The following is a 22,131-nucleotide window of genomic DNA, read 5'->3' as shown; positions in this document are numbered from 1 at the left end:
ACCGATTTCCGCACGGGTCAGGAGCATGGGTTCATGACACAAGCCGTTGCACCGGACGGTCGTACGACCGCGCCGGGCGCGCCGCCGCGAGGGCTTCGTCCCGTGACGGCAGGCGAGGGCAACAAGCATCGGATCGATGTCGGCACGTCCACCGCACGCGCCGCGCTGCGCCCGTCGCCGATTGTGGTTATCGGCACATCCGGCGTGGTCAGCGGAAATATTCGTAACATGGACCGGCTCGAGTCGATGTTCTATAGTGGTGCGTTTCCGACTCGGACGGATGTTTTCGTGCCGGAGATTCCGGCGTCACGGGGTGGCGACACCGCGACAGCCCAACCGAACCGGGCCGCCGGATGTGGTCCGGAACAGCTTGGGTCCGCTGGGCATACTGCCGCGGTGCCTGCTCTGTACCATGTCTCTGGTTTTGAATACATCTAGCCGATAGGCGGTCACCGCGCAGACCGCCGACAAAGCTGCAGGCGAGCTCTTGCACGAAGAGCGGCCGCAGGCGTAAGAGAGTCGGGGCCTCACAGGTATCAGCGGCCATGGCGCCGTGCTGCGTGTGCCTCGGAGGAGAAGGAATGACGGACGAGACTTTCGACGATTACCTGGACGAAACCGGGAACATCAAAATTCCCGAGGGTCGTACCCTGGTCGACTACGTCGAGAAGCACACCCGCAATGACGCGAACACCCTTGCTTACCGATACATCGACTACTCACGTGAGCGCGACGGTGAGTACCAGGATCTGACCTGGAAGGAATTCGGTGTCCGGCTGCGCGCGGTGGCCGCGCGCCTGCAGCAGGTGAGCAAGCCGGGCGATCGGGTGGCGATTCTGGCGCCGCAGGGTCTGGACTATGTGATCTCCTTCTTCGCCGCGATCTACGCGGGCTGCATCTCGGTGCCGCTGTTCGATCCGGACGAGCCCGGTCACACCGACCGGCTGCACGCGGTGCTGGCCGACAGCGAGCCCTCGGCGATCCTGACGGCGAGCTCCTCCGCCGCCGGGGTCCGTCAGCTCTTCCGCGCCCTGCCCGCCGCCCAGCGCCCGCGCATCATCGCCGTGGACGCGGTGCCCGATGCCCTCGGCGACAAGTGGGTTGTGCCCCAGGTCGACGTCGACGATATCGCGTACCTGCAGTACACCTCGGGATCGACGCGCACCCCGGCGGGCGTGGAGATCACCCACCGCGCGGTGGGCACCAACCTGCTGCAGATGGTCAACGCGATCAACCTGGACTGGAATTCGCGCGGGGTCACCTGGCTGCCGCTGTTCCACGACATGGGCCTGCTGTGCGTGATCCTGCCCGCGATCGGCGGCAAGTACATCACCATCATGTCTCCGAGCGCCTTCGTGCGGCGCCCGTACCGGTGGATCAAGGAACTGGCCGCGGTCTCCGACGGCGCCGGCACCTTCGCCGCCGCGCCGAACTTCGCCTTCGAGCACGCCGCCGCGCGCGGTCTGCCGCGCAACGGCGAGACGCTGGATCTGTCGAACGTCATCGGGCTGATCAACGGCAGTGAGCCGGTGACGACGTCCTCGATGAAGAAGTTCAACGCCGCGTTCGCGCCGTACGGCCTGCCCAAGACCGCGATCAAGCCGTGCTACGGCATGGCCGAGGCGACGCTGTTCGTCTCCGCGACACGGCACGAGGACGAGGCGAAGGTCATCTACGTCGACCGCGACGAACTCAACGCCGGTCGCGTGGTCAAGGTCGATCAGAACGCACCCAATGCCATCCCGCAGGTCAGCTGCGGCTACATCGCGCTGTCGCAGTGGGCCGCGATCGTGGACGGCGAGTCCATCGACAGCCCCGAGGGCGCGCGTGAGCTGCCCGAGGGCCGGGTCGGTGAGATCTGGCTGCACGGCAACAACATCGGCATCGGGTACTGGGGGCGCGAGGAGGAGACTCGCAAGACCTTCAAGAACCAGCTCGTCCACCGGCAGTCCGAGGGTTCGCACGCCGAGGGCACCGCGCAGGATGCGATCTGGCTGCGCACCGGTGACTACGGCGTGTACGTCGACGGCGAGCTGTACATCACCGGCCGGGTGAAGGATCTGGTGATCGTCGACGGCCGCAACCACTACCCGCAGGATCTCGAGTACTCGGCGCAGGAGGCCAGCACCGCGCTGCGTCCCGGTTTCATCGCCGCCTTCTCGGTGCCCGCGAATCAGCTGCCCGCCGAGGTGTTCGAGGCGGACAGCCATTCCGGTCTGAAGTTCGACGCCGAGGACGCCTCCGAACAGCTGGTGATCGTGGCCGAGCGCGGACCGGGCGCGGGCAAGGCCGACCCGCTGCCCATCGCCGACGCGGTACGCGGCGCGATCGCGCAGCGTCACGGTGTTACCGTTCGCGACGTACTGTTGGTCCCGGCGGGCTCGATTCCGCGCACTTCGAGCGGCAAGATCGCCCGCCGCGCCTGCAAGGCCTCGTATCTGGAAGGCACGCTGCGTGGCGGTTACACACAGCAGGCATTCCCCGATGCACCCGATGAAGAGTGACGTGACGGCGATATCGGCCGTCGTTCCCTGCCCGCGCACCACCCGGACACAGGTAGCTTGAGGATTGATGGCTGACAACGAGGGCACCCAGACGACCGAGACCGCCGCCGCGCACGCGGAGTCTGCCGAGAGCACCGCTGCCGGTTCCGCGAACGGCGCCGCTGCGGAAGCGGCGAACGGCACCGCCGCCGAGTCGCGGGACGGCACGGCCGCCGAATCGGCCGATACCGCGGAACCGATTGCGGCAGTGGCGAAGTCGGGCGAGGCGCAGCCCGCGGGCACCGAGATGTCGGTGGCCGAGCTGCGCGAGTGGTTGCAGCGCTGGGTCGCCGACGCGACCGGCCAGCCGATCGAGAGCATCACCGTGGACCGGCCGATGGAGGAGTTCGGCCTGGCCTCGCGCGATGCCATCGCGCTCGGCGGCGACGTCGAGGAACTCACCGGCGTGATGTTGAACGCGACGATCGTGTATCAGCATCCGACCATCGCCTCGCTGGCGGAGCGCATCATCAACGGGGAGCCGGAACTTCCCGAGGAGACCACCGACGACGCCTTCTACACCGCCGGATACCGGCCGGGCGAGGCACACGACATCGCGATCGTCGGCCTGTCCACCCGGCTGCCGGGTGCGGGCGATACGCCGGAGTCGACGTGGGAATTCCTGATCGGCGGCGGCGATGCCATCCGGGACCTGCCGCCGGGACGCTGGTCGGAGTTCACCGCGGATCCGGAGATCGCCGAGGCCGTCGCCTCGGCCAACACCCTGGGCGGTTATCTGGACCAGGACGTCGTGAAGGGTTTCGACGCCGAATTCTTCGCGATGTCGCCGGTCGAGGTGGCACGGGTGGATCCGCAGCAGCGGCTGATGCTGGAATTGACCTGGGAAGCGTTGGAGCACGCCAGGATTCCCGCGAGTGAGCTGAAGGGCGAGTCGGTCGGCGTCTACGTCGGCAGCTCGACCAACGACTTCCAGCTGCTCGCCGTGCTGGGTGCGGGCAACTCCGATCCGGACGCACCCGCCTCTGCCGATGCCTACGCGATCACCGGTAGTTCCTCGGCGATCATCTCCAACCGCGTCTCCTACTTCTACGATTTCCGCGGCCCGTCGGTCGCGGTCGACACCGCCTGTTCCTCGACGCTGGTCGCGGTGCATCAGGCCGTGCGCGATCTGCGTTCGGGCGATGCGGACCTCGCACTCGCGGGCGGGGTGAACATGCTGCTCGCGCCCGCGGGCTCACTGGGTTTCGACGCCATCGGTGCGTTCGCCAAGGACGGGCACATCAAGGCGTTCTCCGCCGACGCCGACGGCATGATCCGGTCCGAGGGCGCCGGCCTGGTGGTGCTGAAGCGTCTCGCGGACGCCGAACGCGACGGCGACACCATTCACGCCGTGATCAAGGGCACCGCGATCAACAACGACGGCCGGTCCAACGGCCTGCTCGCGCCCAACCCCGAGGCGCAGGCCGATGTGCTGCGCCGCGCCTACCGCGATGCCGGAATCGCGCCCTCCACAGTCGATTACATCGAGGCGCACGGCACCGGAACCCTGATCGGCGATCCGATCGAGGCCGGTGCGCTGGGCCGCGTCGTGGGCCGCGGACGCGACGAGGACAAGCCCGCACTGCTCGGTTCGGCCAAGACGAACTTCGGTCACCTGGAGTCCGGCGCGGGTGCGGCGAGCCTGGCCAAGGTGGTCATGTCGTTGCGGCACAATGTCATTCCGCCGAACATCCGGTTCGCGGGCCCGAACCCGTACATCCAGTTCGACGAGGCGCATCTGAAGATCGTCGACACCCCGACCGAATTCCCCCGCTACAGCGGTAAGGCCACGATCGGCGTATCCGGCTTCGGATTCGGCGGTACCAACGCGCACGTCGTGATCCAGGAGTACGTCCCGGCCGCACCGGAAGCTCCGCGGGCCGGCGCCGCGACGGATGCGGACGAGGAGACCACCGACATCGTCGCCGATGCCGAGGCCATTCTCGACCGGTCCGGCGAGCACGCCGAAACCGCCGCGCCGGAATGGACTTCGGAGCGCACCGAGCCGTTGCCGGTGGTCCTGCCGGTCTCGGCCTATCTGCCCTCGCGCCGCCGCCATGCCGCGCAGCAGCTGGCCGATTGGCTGGAATCCGATGCCGCGCAGGACGTTCCGCTCGCGGACGTGGCGCGCTCGCTGGCCAAGCGCAACCACGGCCGCTCGCGCGGCGTGGTCGTGGCGACCACCCGCGCCGAGGCCGTCGCCGGACTGCGCGCCCTGGCCGCGGGTAAGCCCGGACAGGGTGTGTTCACCGCCGACGCGCCCGCCGCGAAGGGCGCGATGTGGGTGCTGTCCGGCTTCGGCTCGCACCATCGCAAGATGGGTAAGCAGCTGTACCTGGAGAATTCGATCTTCGCCCGCACCATCGACGAGGTCGACGAACTGGTGCAGGACGAGGCCGGGTATTCCGTGCGCGAGATGATGCTCGACGACGCGCAGGACTGGGATATCGGCACCTCGCAGGTCGGCGTGTTCGCCATTCAGCTGGGTATCGCCGCGCTGCTGCGTGCGCACGGCGCCGAGCCCTCGTCCATCGTCGGACATTCGCAGGGCGAGGCGGCCGGATCGTATCTGTCCGGCGGTCTGCCGCTCGAGGACGCGGTCCGGGTGATCTGCGCGCGCTCGCGGCTGATGAAGGAGGGCGACGAGATGTTGCCCGACTCCGATATCCGCAATATGGCGCTGCTGGAGTACAGCGCCGAGGACATCGACGCGCTGCTGCCGGAATTCCCGGACATCGAGGTGGCCGTCTATGCCGCGCCCACCAACACCGTGATCGGCGGTCCGCCGGATCAGGTGCACGCGATCGTCGCGCGGGCCGAGGCCGAGGGCAAGTTCGCCCGCGTCCTGCAGACCCGTGGCGCGGGACACACCTCGCAGATGGACCCGCTGCTGGGTGAGCTGGCGGCCGAGCTGGCCGGGATCGAGCCGACCAAGCCGACCGTCGATCTGTATTCGACCGTGCACCAGGGCACCGTGTACCGCGCCGGGTCGGATCCGGTGCACGACGTGGACTACTGGGTGACCAATATGCGGCACTCGGTGTACTTCACCAATGCCGTGCGCCAGGCCGTGGACGCCGGGATCACCACCTTCCTCGAACTCGCGCCGAATTCCATTGCGCTGATGCAGGTTCTGGGCACCACCTTCGCCGCGGGCGTGCACAACGCGGCGTTGATCGCGACGCTCAAGCGCAAGGAGGACGAGTCCGCGGGCATCATCTCCGCGCTCGCCCAGCTGTACGTGCAGGGACATCAGGTCGATCTGTTCTCGCTGGTCGGCCCCGGTGACTACGCCGACGTTCCGCGAACTGCCTTCCTGCGCAAGGAGTATTGGCCCAAGGTCGGCATCGCCACTGGTTCGGGCAGCGGCCGGGCGCCGGGTGCGCACGTCGCGATGCCGGACGGCCGGCACGCGTGGGAGGTGCAGGCCGCGGCCGTGGCCGGACTGCCCCAACTGGTCGCCGCCGCCGCGTCGCAGGTGCTCGCGGACGTCACGGTCGGTGCGGCCGTGACGCATTCGCCGGTGCCCGCCTCGGGGACGTTGACCACCACGCTGACCCCGCATCCGGGTGGTGCGTCGGTGCAGGTGCACGCCAAGCAGGACAACGCTTTCCGTTTGCTGTTCGAGGCCGTGGTGACCTCCGCCTCGGCGGGCTCGGCCCCGATCGCCCCGGCGTCCGCCGTGGAAACCGTTGCGGCGCCTGCCGTTACCGCCGAGAACGGTCCGGCCGTCCTCGCCGAATTCGGCGAGCGCTGGGATCCGGCCGGCGGTGAGACCGTCGAGGCGCGCCTGGCCGTCATCGTCGCCGAATCCATGGGTTACGCCGTGGAGGATCTGCCGATGGAGATCCCGCTGATGGAGCTGGGTCTGGATTCGCTGATGGCCATGCGGATCAAGAACCGGGTCGAATACGAATTCGACATTCCGCAGTTGCAGATCGCCGCGGTGCGCGACGCCAGCCTGCACGAGGTCGGCAAGGTGCTGCACTACGCCATCGAGCACCGCGACGAGATGGTGGCGATGGCCGAGAAGCAGGCCGCCGAGGGCGGAACCCTCACCGTGGACGACGAATTCGTGGCCGCGGCCCGCGCGGCGGTGGAGGCCGGTCACGATCCGGCCGCCGTGCTCGAGGCGAAGGCCGCCGAGGCGAAGCAGCCTGCCGAGGCCGAAAAGCCCGCCGCGACAACCGAGTCGGGTGAATTCGAGGCGAAAACCGCAGTCCCGGAAGAGGTTTCCAATACCGCCGAGGCGAACGTCCCGCCGCGTGATGCCGCCGAACGACTGGCCTACGCCACCTGGGCGACCATCACCGGCAAATCCGCGGGCGGCATCTTCGACACCCTGCCGCAGCTGGACGAGTCCACCGCGCAGCAGCTGGCCGAACGACTCACCGAGCGAGTGGGTTCCGAGGTCACCGCCGCGGACGTGCGCGCGAGCGACACGATCGAGAAGCTCGCGAACATCGTGCGCGAACATCAGGAAGGCGACGTCGACGGTTATGTGCGCACCTTGCGCGCACCCGTCGAGGGCTCGGATGCGTTGCCGGTCTTCGTCTTCCACCCCTCGGGCGGCAACACCCTGGTGTACGAGCCGCTGCTCAAGCGCCTGCCCGAGGACACCCCGATGTACGGCTTCGAGCGCATCGAGGGGTCGATCGAGGATCGCTCCCGGGAGTACGCGGACAAGATCCGCGCACTGCATCCGGGCGGGCCGTACGTGCTGTACGGCTGGTCGCTGGGAGCGGTGTTCGCCCTCGGCGTCGGGCAGGTGATGCGCGCCGCCGGTGACGACGTGCGCCTGGTCGGCCTGATCGACCTGGCGATTCCGGTCGAGCCCGAGGACAACAGCCCGAAGGGCCGGCGCGCGCGCGTCGAGCGTTTCCAGGCGTTCGCCCAGAAGACCTACGGCATCAAGGGCGAACTGGACGACGACATGCTGCAGGAACTCGCGGACGCCTCCGACGAGGAGCAGTACCAGATCATCATGGAGCTGATGAAGTTCGCCGACGTCAAGATCCCCGGCGGAGTCATCGAACATCAGCGCACCTCGTGGCTGGACGGCCGGGATCTGGAGAAGACCCGTCCGTCGCACTACGACGGCGATACCGTGCTGTACCTCGCCGATCGCTATCACGACGGCATCATCGAGATCGAACCCCGTTACGCCGACCGGCTTCCCAACGGTGGCTGGGACGATTTCATCCCGAATCTGGAAATCATCCACATTCCGGGGGATCATCTCCAGATCATCGACGAGCCGCGTATCGCAACGATCGGGGCAGACCTCACCCTGAAACTCGCGGAAATTGCGAAGGGAGCCCAGTGAACACCACGGCGGAGAAGCTTGCCGATCTGCGCAAGAAGCTCGAACTTGCCCAGGAACCGGCGGGCGAAGCCGGTGTGGCCAAGCGCGCCAAGAAGGGAATCCCGTCGGCCCGCGAGCGGATAGACATGTTCCTCGATCGCGGCACCTTCGTCGAGATCGGCGCGCTGATGCGCAACCCGAACGTCAAGGATTCGCTCTACGGCGACGGCGTCGTGGTCGGCCACGGCAAGGTCGAGGGACGTCCGGTGGCGGTGTTCTCGCACGATCAGACCGTGTACGGCGGGTCGGTCGGCGAGATGTTCGGCCGCAAGGTCGGCATGATCATGCAGTACGCGGCCAAGGTCGGCTGCCCGATCGTCGGCATCCAGGACTCCGGCGGCGCGCGCGTGCAGGAGGCCGTGGTCTCGCTGGCCTGGTACGCCAACCTCGCGCTGCTGACCGAACCGCTGTCGGGCATGGTCCCGCAGATCTCGATCATCCTGGGCAACTGCGCCGGCGGCGCGGTGTACCAGCCGATCAACACCGACGTCGTGGTCGCCACCGAGAGTGCGCACATGTTCGTCACCGGGCCGAAGGTGCTGCGCGAGGTGACCGGTGAGGACATCAGCCTCGAGGAACTCGGCGGCGCGTACAGCCAGGCCGAGTACGGCAACGTGCACCACATCGCCAAGGACGAGCAGGCGGCGTTCGACTGGGTGCGGCACTATCTGAGCTTCATGCCGTCGAGCTGCCAGGACGTTCCGCCGGTGATCAATCCTGGGCTCGAGCCGGAGGTCACCGAGACCGACCGGGAACTGGATTCGATCGTGCCGGACTCGGACAACGCCGGGTACGACATGCACGAGATCCTGCTGCGCATCTTCGACGACGGCGACTTCCACGAGGTCGGCGCGGCGGCGGCGAAGAACATCATCACCGGATTCGCCCGCGTGGACGGACATGCCGTGGGCGTGGTCGCGAATCAGCCGATGGTGTACGCGGGTTCGCTGGACGCGCGCGCCTCGGACAAGGCCTCGCACTTCGTCCGGATGTGCGACGCGTACGACATTCCGCTGGTGTACGTCGTCGATACGCCCGGTTTCATGCCCGGTGTCGAGCAGGAGAAGATCGGCGTCATCAAGCGGGGCGGCCGGTTGCTGTTCGCGTTCGTCGAGGCCACCGTGCCGAAGGTGACCGTGGTGGTCCGCAAGTCCTACGGCGGCGGCTACGCGGCGATGGGTTCCAAGCAGCTCGGCGCGGATATCAATCTGGCCTGGCCCACGGCCCGCATCGCGGTCATGGGTGCGGAGAGCGCCGTCAGCCTGATCGGCGGACGGCAGATCGCCGCCGCGCCGGAGGACCAGCGCGAGGGCATCCGCAAGCAGATGATCGACTTCTACAACGCGACCGTCGCGACCCCCTGGGTGGCGGCCGAACGCGGCTACGTCGACGCGGTCATCGAGCCCTCCTCGACGCGCCTCGAGATTCGCCGGGCCATGCGCCTGCTGCGCGAGAAGAAGCTCATCCGCAACCCGCGCAAGCACCACCTGTTGCCGCTGTAGGGGTCCGGCATCTGAACGACAGATGAACGGAGTGTCTTTCCCGGATTCACCCGGTCGGGCCGCTCACATATGAGAGCCTTCAGCTATGGGTAGCGCACCGAAGGCCGTACTAGAAGGCGGGCCAACCGACCTGCCGCAACGCATCGTCCCGATCACCCCGCCCGGCATCGAACTACGTGTGCAGTTCCACGGCGGCTACGAGCGCTTCAAAGTCACCCCCCGGTGGCAGGACACCCCCGAAGGCAACCTTCCGGTCTACGAGTGGTGCGATCGCATCGAGCCGTAGCGGGCCGACGCGGTACGCCGACCACAGGGGTATCGCCCGGCCGTGTCCACCACCATGACGACGACAGACGAAGGGCGGCGCGGTATTTCACCGCGCCGCCCTCCCGTTCTGTCGATCAGTAGGAGCGCATGCGGCCCGGGGACCACAGGCCCGAGCGGGTCGCGGTGCCGGTGGTGATGGCCGCGGGCGTGGCGTCCGGGACGTAGCGGTCGTAGCGTTCGAGCGAACCCCAGTCGCGGGCCCAGTTGTCCTTCAGGTAGGTGGGGATGGTGGTGGAGCTCGCCAGCATCTGGGTGAATCCGAGCGGGCCGCCGAATTCCTCGGCCTGCCAGGTGTCGGTCGAGCTGACCGCGAGGGGGCGGTCCGGCAGGATGCGATAGTTCGGCATATCGGCCACGCCGTAGCGGTGCAGGAACGGCTGCTGGCAGGGGAACTGCAGGCCGACCGCCCAGTCCTCCAGCACCGGCTGCTTCGACCCCAGGAACGTGTTGAGCGTGCGCAGTTTCGGCACGCGGGGCGGTGTGAAGGCCAGCCACTGATCGCCGATCAGCACCCGGCGATCCGCGACGATGCGCACCACGTCGGTGTCGGGGGCGAGCTTGTCCAGCGGGATGCGCAGATTGCGCCAGGACGGCGCCGGACCCACGTCGCGCGGAACGTAACTGCCCTCGGACTGCACGGTTCCGTCGGCGCGGCGCTTGCCGTACTCGAGCACCAGATTCTGGCCGTACTGCATCGCGCCGGTCTGGTCGTAGGACAGGATCCGGCCCGCCGCGGTCACCACGACCAGCGGAGATTGCTCCGAACGCGGCGGCAGCTGATACCAGCTCGAGGTCAGATGCGCCGGGGTCTGCAGGCCATCCTGATAGCTGCCCATGATCGGCGTCTTCGCCGGATCCAGGCCGAACGGCAGGGCGACGGTGCTGCCGTTGACGCCCGGGTGCTGGATGGAACCGCCACCGGTTCCGGCGTTCTGTCCCTCGGCGAAGTTCGCGCCGACCGACTGGCTCGAGGTGTTGCCGGTCCCCGGTTTCACCTCCACCGCATCGGCTTTCAGATCCGAGGGCACACCGTTGGGGGTGAAGCCGGACGGATCGGCACCCGCGAGCGGATCGCCCTTGGCGGGCGGATTCGCCCGATCGATGATCGGCTGCAACCGGCCCTCGTTCGGATTCGGTTCCACCAGAACGTCATTGGCCAGGCCGCAGGAATTGCCGCCCAGGGCGTCGATATTCGAGCGGCCCAGCGAGAACGCCGGGTACTGCGAGTACGCGCCCTTCGCCAGCGAGAGTACCTCGAACAGCACCATCGCGGCCGCGATGACCGTCAGCGGTATCGCGGCGAATTTCCGAATTCGCCTGCCGCGCACGGACTTCGCGGACGCGGGCGGCTTCGCGTAGCCCTCGCGCAAGGCCTGCCAGCCCACCAGGACCAGCGCCAGCCCGAACAGCACCAGGATCACGGTGTTCGACCTGATGCCGTGCAGCACCACCATCTTGTCGAACCACGGCACACCGTAACTCGACACGTACCAGTAACCGTTGATGCCCGAGAACGACACCGCCAGCGTGAACAGCAGCGCCGCAAGGAAAATCGACCGGTTCTTGCGCGAACGCAGCGCGGTCGCCGAGACCGCCACCGCGGTCACCGCCGCCAGCGAGCCGGCGATACCGGCGTACGCGCCGAAGTGGTGGGTCCACTTGGTGGGGTTGAACATCATCAGGAAGACCGTCCCGAAGACCACGCCGAGCAGCCGCCACGTCGGTGCGCTCGCGATACCGGGAACCCGGCGCCGGCGCAGCAGCACCAGCATCGTGGTGATCAGGCACAGGATCATCACCAGGAAGGCGAATCGGCGCGACACCGAGCCGTCCACGGTCTCCACGAACAGGTAGTAGTACCGCAGATAGTCCTCGTACCAGGCCAGATTCGGCCCGGTCTGCTGCCGCAGCCGGTCGGCCTCCTGAATTCCGGCGAAGGTCTGATCGTTGTAGACGACGGTCAGCACCAGGAGCCCGGCCGCGGCGATCGGCGCCAGCAGCGGCAGTGTCGAACCCAGGAACGACCGGTCCCACCGATTGCGTCCCGATTCGGCCAGGACACGTCTGCGACGCACCACGATTCGCACCAGCGGGCGGATTCCGGCGAGCAGCGCGGCGATACAGTTCAATCCGGTCGGCGCGGCGGCCAGGGTGAACGCGGCCGCCAGTACCGCTATCGCGGCGGGGATCAGGCGTCCGGTCGCGATGGCGCGTTCGATGGACACCCAGGTGAGCAGAACTCCAAGGGCGACAATGGGTTCCGAGCGCAGGCCGTTGTCGTAGGGCAGCCAGAAGGCCAGGAACACCAGTCCGCCGGTCCACAGCGCGACACGCGAGTTGCGTACGCCGCGACCCAGGCGCGGCACCACCTCACGGCTGATCACCAGCCAGCACGCGATCGCGCAGAGCGTCGCGGGAATGCGCACCCACGGACTGGCGGTGGAGATGTGCGCGAACGCCTGGATGACGTCGTAGTACCAGCCGAACGGCGCCTCGGGCACGCCGTACCAGCGGAAATAGTTCGCCAGATAGCCCGCGTGCGGTGCCACGCGCACCATGGTCAGGATGTAGCCGTCGTCGGAGGTGTTCGCCCCGATGAAATGCCACACCACCAGCGTGCCGATCACCGCGCCGTCGGCCCAGGTCGGCTTCAGCCAATGCCGCGGGAAGATCCGGCGATGGCCGCGCTCGTCGCCGGAGTCCAGGCGGGCCAGCGCGCCCAGGGCGATCAGCGTGCACAGCAGCGCCGCGATCGAGGCCGTCAGCTTGGTGATCGTCGGGGTGGAGGTGAAGCGCGAGTCGACCGTCATGTGGAAGGACAGTCCCGCCGGGACCGCACCCTTCAGATCCGAGAACACGCCCACCACCTGCGGCCGCAGATCACCGGCCTGGGTGCCCTCGACCGGAACGGTCGCCTTGGTGGTCGCGCCGTCCGGCCCCGGCTGATCGACCTGCGTGGTCAGGCCACCGAACGCGGCGTAGGTGTGGTCGATATCCGAGACGATGTGGATCGTGCTGCAGCCGCGCAGTTCGGCGCGTTTGGCCGAAGCCACGATGGCATTGCGATTCACCACGTCGACGGTGTCCGGGGTGACGCGGACGAACAGCGCCTCGAGCGCGGCTCGATCGCCCTGGGCGGGCGCGGTGTTGAGCACCATCGCCCCGGGCTGGAGCTTGGACACCGCCGAGCACGGAATGTTCGCCTCCAGGTCCACCGGGACCTGGGACATCAGCGGCGCCTCGACGTTGCCGAGCGTGCCGTGCTGCGGCCAGTTCACCTCGGAAGTGGTCTGGTTCACCGGCAGGAACGGCGTCGCCAGCGCGAACAGTGCACCCAGAATCCCGGCGATCAGGGCGATCAGCCGGGCCGTGCGGAAGTCTCGTGACCTCGCTCGCGTAGCGGCGGGGTTCGGGTCTGTCAAGACAGCAGTAGCGGCGTCGGGCACCGGGTGATCGTAACTGTGTTTTTGGTCTCCGCTTCGCTCCGACGGGGTTTTCGGCGCTGTAAGGCTCGTCGTTCAGCCCTCGAGACTCGGCCTTCGGCCATGCGCTTCGAGGGCTGAACGACGAGCCCGCGCCGAAAACCTTTGTGGCTGGTGTTGCTGAACCTATCGCTTCGCGGGCGACTCCCAGCGGAACGGAGACGCTTCGCCGCTGGGCACGTCGGGCTTCGCCTAGCTTGGCTTCGGTGGGCGTTTGGTGGGGTCGCGTCGGGATCTTGTGGGGTTGGTGTTGTGGGGCCTGTTGCTTTGCGGGTGACTTCCGGCGGGACGGTGATGCTTTGCCGTTGGGGCGTTGGTCGTCGCCTCGCTTTGCTTCGGTGGGCGTTTGGTGGGGTCGCGTCGGGATCTTGTGGGGTTGGTGTTGTGGGGCCTGTTGCTTTGCGGGCGACTTCCAGCGAGACGGAGACGCTTCGCCGCTAGGCACGTCGGGCTTCGCCTCGCTTCGCTTCGGTGGGCACAGGGTGCGGTGCGCGCCGAAAATGCTGGGGTGGGCGTTGTTGAATCTTTCGATTCGCCGGCGACTTCCAGTGGGACGGGAACGCTTTGCCGCTGGGGGCGGCATTCTGCATCCGGCTCGCTTCGGAGCTGGGTCTTTGGCCGACGCTTCGCTCCGGCGGGGTCGGGGGCCGGTGGTTGGCTGGGGTCGGGGCTGGGGGTGGTGTTTCTTTTCTGCCGTTTCGGGGTGCTCACTTCGCCTTGATCGGGGGTTGTTTCTTCCAGCCCCAGGTGTTCTGCGCTGTGACGTCGATGGTGGCGGGGGTGGATTGGGGGGCGTAGGGGGTGAAGCGGACCAGGGAGCCCCAGTCTCGGTCCCAGTCGTTGTCGAGGTAGGCGGGGACGGTCTCGGCCTTCAGGAGCAGTTCGGTCCAGCCGAGGGGGCCGCCGCCGATATCGTCCTGCCAGGCGTTGGAGGCGTCCGATCCGGTGCGGTCGGGCAGGATGCGCCACTTCGGGACCTCGGCGACGCCGTCGCGATGGTCGAAGGGACGCTGGCAGGGGAAGGCCAGGCCGACGTGCCAGTCTTCCAGGACCGGATCATGTTGTCCCACTACCGAATTCAATGTCTCCAGCCGGGGCAGGCGGGGCGGGGTGACCGCGAGCCACTGCTTGGCGGTCAGGTCGTTCGCGACCGCGACGATACGAACGGCGTTGGCCTGTGCGGGAATTCGGTCCAGGGGGATCCGCATGTTCCGCCAGGACGGTGCGCCGCCGATATCGAGCGGGACGAACGAGCCGAGCGAAGTCTGCGTGCCGTCCGGTGCGCGATGGGCGAATTCGACGCTCAGGTCCTGGCCGTAGGTGACCACGCCGTCCTTGTCGACCGACTTGATCCGGCCCGCCGCGGTCACCACCAGCATTCGATAGGCCGGATCACGCTGTGCCCGTGCCAGATCCAGGCGATACCACTGCGAGGTCAGGTGTGCCTGCTGTTTGTCGCCGGTCGTATAACTGCCCATGACCGGCGTGCGGGCCGGGTCAAGGCCGAACGGGAGGGCGACCGTGCTGCCGTTGACGCCGGGGCGTTCCGTCGTGCCGCCCCCGGTCCCGGCCGAGGTGGTTCGGGTGGTCTTGTTCTGCGAACCCTGGTTGACCGAGTTCGCGCCGCCGGTCGAGGTCTCCTCCGCGTCGGCGGTCAGATCCTCGGCCACGCCGTTCGGCGTGAATCCGGCGCTGTCCGCGGACAAGCCGTTCGCGGCCGGACCGGAGTACGGCGTGAGCAGCGAGTCCGCGGTATTCGTCTCCACCAGAACGTCGTCGGCGAGGGCGCACGTATTCCCCGCCAGCGCACGCAGATTCGACTTCGCGATCGAATACGCCGGGTACTGGGTGATCGCGGCCTTGCCCAGCGAGGCGACCTCGAACAGCACCATGACCGCGGCGGCGATGGTCAGCGGTTGTACGGCGAATCGGTCGAAGCGTCGCCGTTGACCCGGAACGCCCTTGTGCCGGTACGGTTCCCGGTAGTACTGCCAGGCCGCGAGCAGCAGGCACAGCACCGCCAGGCCCAGGAACGCCGTGGAGAAGCCCTTGCCGAGGATCAGCGGGGCCTTGTCGTACCAGGACACCCCGTAACTCGACACGTACCACCAGCCGTTGGATCCGGTGAACGTCACCGCCAGCAGGAAGAACACCCCGGCGGCGAAGATCGATCGGTTGTATCGCGCGCGAATCCCGTTGGCGCCCACCGCGACCGCGGTCAGCGCGGCCACCGATCCGGCCAGGCCCGCGTAGACGCCGAAGTGATGTGTCCACTTTGTCGGCGTGAACATCATCAGCAGCAGCGACATGAACACGATGCCCTGGATACGCGCGGACGGTCCGCGCGAGGTCCCCGGGATCCTGCCGTTCTTGCGCAACATCACCAGCACGCACACCGCCAGGCACAGCAGCAGGCCCAGGATGCCGAAGCGGCGCGCGAGCGACCCGTCCGGGGAGAGTGACAGCAACGCATCCCAGCGGGTGCGTTCGTCGAACCAGGCGGCATTGGGGCCGATGATCGTGCGCACGCGGGTCGCCTCCAGCACCGCGGCCAGGGTCTGATCGGCGAAGACCACCACCAGGACGAGCGTTCCCGCGGCCACGCCGGGAGCCAGCACCGAGCCGTAACGCAGGACGACCGAACCGATTCCGCCGCGTGCCGCCCCCGGCACCTCGCGGCCCGAACCGTGCCGCGCGCGTTTGATGATGATCTGCAGCACCGGACGAGATCCGGCGATCATGGCGGCGATGCAGATCAGCCCGGTCGGCCCGGCGGCGAGGGAGAACGCCGCGATGAGCACGCCGATCGCGGCCGGTAGCAGCCGGCCGGTGGCGATCGCCCGCTCGATCGAGGCCCAGGTCAGCAACGCGCCCAACGCGATCAGCGGTTCCGGGCGCAGGCCGTTGTCGTAGGGCAGCCAGCCGGCCAGGAAGACCAGCCCGCCGGTCCACAGCGCCACCCGGTCCCGCCGGACGCGAGCGCCCAAGCGCGGCAACACTTCCCGGCTGATCACCAGCCAGCACAGGACTCCGGCCAGCAGGGCCGGCAGGCGCATCCAGAGACTCGAATCGCTGATCCGCGTCATCCAGGACAGCACCTCGTACGGCCAGCCGAAGGGCGCCTCGGCCACGCCGAACCAGCGGTAGTAATTGGACATATAGCCCGAATGTCCCGCTGTGCGAGCCATGTTCAGGATGTAGCCGTCATCGGAGGTGTTCGCGCCGATGACGTGCCACAGCACCAGCGTGCCCAGCACCACCGCGTCCGCGAGGGTGAACCGCCACCACCGCGCGGGCAGGAACCGGCGCGGGCGGCGGCCGTCGGCGGTATCGATCAGGTGCAGTGCGATCAGCGCGATGATGGTGAACAGCACCGCGCCCACGGTCGCGGCGGTCTTCAGCACGGTCGGCGAGGAGGAGAACCGCGCGTCGATGTCGGCGTGCAGATGGGCGTCGCCGAGCTGGGCGCGGGTCAGATCGGTGAAAACGCCCACCACCTGCGGCCGCACATCCCCGGCGACGGTGTTGGTGAACGGCGTGCCGTCCTTGCGGTGCACACCGGTCAGGGTGGCGGTCGTCCCGGCGACCGTGGATTCGAGGGTGAACTCACCACATCCGGCGACCTCGGCGACCGGCGCGGACAGCACCGGAATCTCGCGCTGCAACACCGAGAACGTACGCCCGGCGCCAGGCTCGTCGTTCACCCGCACGAGAAGCCCCTTGGCCGAGGCCTTCGCCGCCTCGACCGGCACGGTGGACAGCACGGTCCCGCTGGACAGCTCGCGCAGAACCGTGCACGGCAGCGAAAGACGCAGTTGGAGTGGTGTATACGAGACCAGCGGCGCGTCGACGTTCACCGACTGCGGCTGCGGCCAGTCCAGCGCCGCCCGGTCCTGCCGCACCGGCAGCAGCGGCGTGATCACCGCCAACAGAACTGCCAGCACCCCCGAGACGAGAGCAATCAGCCGGACACGGGAGAACCCGGAGGAGTCAGCGCGCACGATCCCCGATGCTAGCCATCCGCCCGTTCGATTCCCCCGGCCGGGCTCCGCCGCCCCGTGATCCCGGCCACACGCCGTGCCGGAGGTTGTACCGAGACGACTGCATTACCGCGCCTGCCCGATAGCCGGGAGGCAGCCAAGCGCCCTCGCCAACTGGAAGTGCGCCACTCTCGACATCCAGGTCGGCCCGCACGGATCTGTAGAACTCATCTCTCGATCGTCCAATGGACTCGTAGCGGCGAACGTGCTCGTCGTGCTCGATCGTTGTTTCTTCTCGGGCGACGAATATGAGCATCCAGGCGGCTTGGTGCCGGCTACGGGCAGCTGCGATCGCTTCCGGTGACCCGAGCCGGAGCACAGTCTCCCATTCGGCTGTCCGCCCGGCTTCCCCAGTAGCCAGCGCTTGCACGCCGGTGTCGAGGTCGGTCGGCAACGCGGATGCGGGACAGCCCGTATGGCCGCGACCCGGTACGAAACCTCCGGCGACTTCTTCGATGCAGTGGCGTAGTCGCTGTAGGCGGTCAACCGCTTGCCGTCCCAGCGAGTGTCGAGACTTCGTTGCCACTTCACCCGCTCGGTCATGGCTGTCGCTGTGCACGTCGCGCCCGCGCCGAGTACTACGCGGCGAGTGTCGGAAGCTGTGCTCACCGGTCCGAATCTGCCTGCGGCAGAACGTGGCCGGACGGGATCAGGTGAGTGCTCGCACGTCCCAGAGGTGGACGCCGTCGACGTATTGGCCTGGGACGTCGAGTAATTGGTCCAGGACGGTGCGCAGGGCGTCGCCGTTGCGGCTGGGTGGGAGGACGACGATGTCGGCGTGCCAATAGCGCAGGTCTTCCCGGGCCCGGTCGCGGGTGGTTGCGTCGATGTGTGGGATGCGGCCGGTGCGTTCGACGTCCATGAGCAGACCCGCGGTGGGACGGTCGATGGGGCCGTAGCCGCCCTTCTTGTCCTCCATCGGACCGACGAAATAGCCTCCGGCGATGCGGAAGTCGAAGTTCGCGGCGTACTGCCAGCGCAGCGGGCGGGCATCCAGGCGGGTCGGCGGCGGTGCGATGACCACCGAGCCGCCGCCGGCGTACCGCTCGACGGTTCCGTCGGTGAAGAAGGACGGTACGTCCGGGCGGTGGGTGACCGGCAGGATGGTGGGGGTCAGCGGCACCAGCGCCAGGGCCAGGGCGGCGAACCAGATCAGCGGTCGCGGCTCGGTCAGCGAAATCCGCCAATAGCTCAGCGCGCGTTCGGTGCCCAGCGCGAGGAGCACCGCGATCGCCGGGACCGCGGCCATGGCGAACCGCGTCTCGAGCATGGTGTCCAGCAGGGGCAGATTCTCCAGCCAATGCCATGGCAGCGTGATCCCGGTCGAATGCGTGCCGAACATCGCCGGCGTGCCCAGCGACAGGGCGCCGAAGCCGAGGATCACCACCGCGCACGCCCGCACCACACGGTACCCCGCCAGCTCATCGCCGGAAGGAATGCGCTTGCGCCACAGCAATATCGCGGTCACCGCCAGCAGAATCAGCAGGGGCCAGCCGAAATACGCGTTCTGCTCGGTGGGGTTGATCGCGACGTTCTGTCCCGGTGCGAATTCCCCGCCCAGCGATTCGGACGGGAACTGCGCCAGCGTCTTCACGTCGTTGCCCATCGGCCCGTGGTCGATGGAACTGTAGCTCTGCGGTCCGCAGAACTGCCACCACAGCGGAATCGCGGTGAGCGCGAGGGTGATCAGGGCCGCGCCCAGCACCGTGGGCGTGAGCGCGCACAGCACCCGCAGTCCGGCTCGCGGCCGATGCAGGTAGTACACGATCGCGAAAACCCCGAACGCGAGGGAGAAGATCAGCAGCGGTTCCTCGCCCAGGGCGATCTGCAAGGTCAGCAGCGCGGCCAGCAGCGCTGTGTCCCGAAGACCGCGCTTCGTGCCGGCAAGCGCGCGAATCCCCCTGCCGGCACTGCGAAAGGCGGTCGCGAGCGTGGGCCGGCCGTGCCATGAACCGGGCCGGCCCGGCACGACTCCGGCCTGCTCGGCGGCGGCTCGACGCGCAATGCGGATGAGCAGGGCGGCGATGGCGGGGAGGGCGGCGAGCAGGACGAAATTGGGATGGGCGTTGGCGTGGGAGATCATCGCCGGGGCGAAACCACAGAACAGGCCGCCGAGGAGCGCGGCGAAGCGTGAGCGTACAAGTTCGCGGGAGAACAGCCAGTACCAGGCGAAGGCGGTGGCGCAAAGGCCCATCGTGAGCACCAGCACGAAGGTGACGGTCGGACCGAACACCATGGTGACCGGGATGAGCGGCACGCCGACGCCGAACATGGCCGTATTCGCCATCATGTTCACCCCGTCGGGGAAATTCTGCAGGTGGGTGCCCAGCGGATTCTGCAGATGGGCGAACGCGTGGGCGGTCTCGGCGAAGAACCACTCCCACATGAACTGGTCCTGTCCGCTCTTGACCAGGTAGCCGTGGTGGGTGTCGCGCCACTGACCGGACAGGACGTAGGTGGCCAGGAGCAGGTAGGCGCCCGCGATGACCAGGTCGGCTCGGGAGAGCGACAACGGCCGTCGGCGCGGGACGCCCTGCTCATCGGCTGTGGGCCGATCCAGACCCGCGGTCGCGGCGTCTACCGCCGACTGCTCGGTCCGATCCGTTGCCCGCACCGATACCACTGGTAGAACTCCTCCTGCCGATCACGATCAGCGGCCCAGGCTACCTCCGGGTTCCGGATGCGCGTAGTCGGCCGAGGAGTTATCCACAAGAAAATGTCTTATTCCACAAGGTTATGCACAGGCCGACGGGTGTGTGTGCATCGCCATCATGTCGCATCACCGCACCACGACCAGCGTGAACGGCCCGATATCCGTCGTCTCGAAATGCGGATCCGCGAACAACGTCTTGGGGAAAGTCACAGAATACCGACGCACGTTCGGATCGTTCGGATACACGTCCGAGGACAGGCGCAGGGTGTAACTGTCCCCGCTGCTGCGGAACAGGAAGGCATCCGGCGCGCGCCAGGGTGAGTGCGCCAGCGCGTCGCGCAGTTCCGCCGGCGACTTCAGCTTGCTCCAGCGGGTGATCTCGGCGGCGCGGGCGGAGAAATCGGCCAGCGGATTGGCATAGTGCGGAGTGAGCGCCTGAAAACCGTAGTACGGGTAGTAGGACAGGAAGCTGGTGTCCGCGGTGAGCACCACGGTCTGATCGCGCGGACGCCCGGTCCGGGCCAGCAGCGCGGCATCCACGTCGTGGTAGTGCGATACCGCCGATGGGCTGCGCTGATCCGCGCGCACCCCGTCGCCGTCGGTATCGGTGTAGGCGGTGGTGATCTCGGTGTTCAGGATGCTCGGAATGTCCTGGGTGAACGCGAGCGCGCCGAGCACACCGACCGCGACGGTCACCGCGCGGAACCGCTCGGGCTCGTTGAGGGCGCGATACACCGCCCGGGTCCCCTCGGCGAATCCGAAGACCCCGGCCGCGGCCAGCAGCACCTGCAGGATCGGTTCGAGCCGGAACGCCAGCAGCGTGGTTCCGGCGGCCGTGGCCGTCATCGACAGCAGCGACCACAGATAGATGGCCACCACCGCGATACCCAGCGCCTGCGCCCGCCGCGAACTCGCCGCCCGCAGCACCAGCCAGATCGTGCCGATCAGGCACAGCGCGCCGAGCAGCGAGAATTGGAACATCGGGAATGACAGTTGCGAACCCGGCTCCGGCAGATAGTGCAGCGCGGCGTTGGACATGTGCGCGCTCAGCGACTTTCGCAGATAGGGCCCGTAGGTGATCAGGCCAAGCACTCCCGAGATGACGCCGATCACGATGAGCCGCAACAGAATCGGCCCGAGTTCCCGCAGCCACCCCAGACCGGCACGATCGCTGTCCCGGCGTCGCCGGGCGATCGCCGCGAGCCACGCGAAGAACGCCATCAGGCATACGGCGAATACCGCGATGCCGAAGAACAACGTATAGAACATGGCCGAGACGCCCAAGAAGGTCCCGGTGCCGATGACCGCTCCCCAGCCACCCGCCGTCGCGACCGGCGCGTCCGGACCCGAAACCCGCGGCCGGTGCAGCGCGCCCCACGCCAGTACCATCGCCGGTGCGAACAGCACCACCAGCACCGCGCTGTACGCCTCCGGAGACGCGTAGGCCACCATCACGGCCGTGGTCGCCGCCGCCACGCCGATCGCCCAATCCGCGCGAACCAGCTTGGACCACAACACCAGCGCCAGCACCGAGGCCACCGCCAGCGATACGATCGCCCACGGCTTGAACGCCTCCCACCCCGGCAGCCCGAGCAGACTCGCGACCCGCCCACCGAGCCAGAACCACCCGGCCGAGTAGTAGGGCGGCAGATCCGCATATGTCATATCGTGCAGCGCCGCGGAATCGGTCAGCCGCGTGAGGTATTCGGTCCGGAACTCCTGATCCACCGAGATGCCGAACAGATACAACTTGGTAGCCGCCAGCGGCATACCCAGCGTCACCGTGACGAACGCCGAAATCCCGGCCCACGACAGCACTTTCGCCAGCCAGGGCCACCGCCGCATTCGCACGATCGTCACCGCCGCGATGAGCAGCACCGCCGCGCCGACCTGCCCGACGGTCGTGATCGCCCGAGTCACATTGGACGCGTTGAACGCCGGCCAGTGCACCACCGAGAACGCCTCGAGCCCAACCACTGCCACCACGACCGCGACCACCGTAGCGAGCACGCCGTCTCCCACGGCCCCGCCGACCCGCCGCCCCAGCACCGCGAACCCGCCGGACACGTGCTGCTCCGGATCCACTGCCATCGTGCTCATCCGCGGGCTCCTGTCGTGCTCTCGCCGATGGCCGGCGAATCGTCCTGCCGCAGGAGACCCTGCCCTCGATCCCTTCCGTGCTGCGCTGACCGGCCGGACGCCGGCACGCTCGTTGCGGT

The 22,131-nt window shown here is 67.9% G+C and carries 9 protein-coding genes; 5 read left to right on the top strand and 4 right to left on the bottom strand.

Going from position 1 to position 22,131, the window contains the following annotated elements; translation table 11 throughout:
* Nucleotides 1-33: 33 nt before the first annotated feature.
* The 5 genes from AC5WS7_RS13670 (at nucleotide 34) to AC5WS7_RS13650 (ending at nucleotide 9,696) form a co-directional block, all read left to right on the top strand.
* Nucleotides 34-438 carry a hypothetical protein gene (locus AC5WS7_RS13670; protein ID WP_495954830.1) on the top strand — a complete coding sequence of 135 codons (405 nt, stop codon included), beginning with the start codon at nucleotides 34-36 and terminating at the stop codon, nucleotides 436-438.
* A 143-nt stretch (nucleotides 439-581) separates the two neighbouring features.
* The gene (gene fadD32 / locus AC5WS7_RS13665) at nucleotides 582-2,504 is read left to right on the top strand and encodes a long-chain-fatty-acid--AMP ligase FadD32 (protein ID WP_495954829.1); all 1,923 of its coding nucleotides are present in this window, start codon (nucleotides 582-584) and stop codon (nucleotides 2,502-2,504) included.
* A 286-nt stretch (nucleotides 2,505-2,790) separates the two neighbouring features.
* Entirely contained in the window at nucleotides 2,791-7,869 is a 5,079-nt protein-coding gene (gene pks13, locus AC5WS7_RS13660) for a polyketide synthase Pks13 (RefSeq protein WP_495955175.1), read from the top strand.
* Nucleotides 7,866-9,410 carry an acyl-CoA carboxylase subunit beta gene (locus AC5WS7_RS13655; RefSeq protein ID WP_495954828.1) on the top strand — a complete coding sequence of 515 codons (1,545 nt, stop codon included), beginning with the start codon at nucleotides 7,866-7,868 and terminating at the stop codon, nucleotides 9,408-9,410. Before pks13 ends, AC5WS7_RS13655 begins: the two co-directional genes overlap by 4 nt.
* A gap of 85 nt (nucleotides 9,411-9,495) precedes the next feature.
* Nucleotides 9,496-9,696, top strand: coding sequence for a DUF5988 family protein (locus AC5WS7_RS13650; protein ID WP_495954827.1), 201 nt, complete (start codon nucleotides 9,496-9,498; stop codon nucleotides 9,694-9,696).
* 115 nt (nucleotides 9,697-9,811) lie between these two features.
* On the opposite strand, the gene AC5WS7_RS13645 is transcribed toward AC5WS7_RS13650, so the two are convergent.
* The 4 genes from AC5WS7_RS13645 to AC5WS7_RS13630 form a co-directional block, all read right to left on the bottom strand.
* Nucleotides 9,812-13,183, bottom strand: coding sequence for an arabinosyltransferase domain-containing protein (locus AC5WS7_RS13645; protein WP_495954826.1), 3,372 nt, complete (start codon nucleotides 13,181-13,183; stop codon nucleotides 9,812-9,814).
* Nucleotides 13,184-13,926: 743 nt separating this feature from the next.
* Nucleotides 13,927-17,220, bottom strand: a complete 3,294-nt coding sequence (locus tag AC5WS7_RS13640; protein ID WP_495954825.1) for an arabinosyltransferase domain-containing protein — start codon at nucleotides 17,218-17,220, stop codon at nucleotides 13,927-13,929.
* A gap of 688 nt (nucleotides 17,221-17,908) precedes the next feature.
* Nucleotides 17,909-19,873: a glycosyl transferase gene (locus AC5WS7_RS13635; protein ID WP_495955174.1), complete on the bottom strand. Its 1,965-nt coding sequence runs from the start codon at nucleotides 19,871-19,873 to the stop codon at nucleotides 17,909-17,911.
* A 165-nt stretch (nucleotides 19,874-20,038) separates the two neighbouring features.
* The gene (locus AC5WS7_RS13630) at nucleotides 20,039-22,012 is read right to left on the bottom strand and encodes a galactan 5-O-arabinofuranosyltransferase (protein WP_495954824.1); all 1,974 of its coding nucleotides are present in this window, start codon (nucleotides 22,010-22,012) and stop codon (nucleotides 20,039-20,041) included.
* Nucleotides 22,013-22,131: the final 119 nt, after the last annotated feature.

It is taken from the genome of Nocardia sp. PLKS1-43 (assembly GCF_059510335.1).
The sequence above is the reverse complement of the archived record's forward strand: the minus strand, read 5'-3'. Positions and strand labels throughout refer to the sequence as shown.

What these genes read in the sequence shown, in the direction of transcription:
- AC5WS7_RS13670 (WP_495954830.1), top strand. Translation starts at nt 34, where the DNA reads ATGACACAAGCCGTTGCACCGGACGGTCGTACGACCGCGCCGGGCGCG.
- fadD32 (WP_495954829.1), top strand. Translation starts at nt 582, where the DNA reads ATGACGGACGAGACTTTCGACGATTACCTGGACGAAACCGGGAACATC.
- pks13 (WP_495955175.1), top strand. Translation starts at nt 2,791, where the DNA reads ATGTCGGTGGCCGAGCTGCGCGAGTGGTTGCAGCGCTGGGTCGCCGAC.
- AC5WS7_RS13650 (WP_495954827.1), top strand. Translation starts at nt 9,496, where the DNA reads ATGGGTAGCGCACCGAAGGCCGTACTAGAAGGCGGGCCAACCGACCTG.
- AC5WS7_RS13630 (WP_495954824.1), bottom strand. Translation starts at nt 22,012, where the DNA reads ATGAGCACGATGGCAGTGGATCCGGAGCAGCACGTGTCCGGCGGGTTC.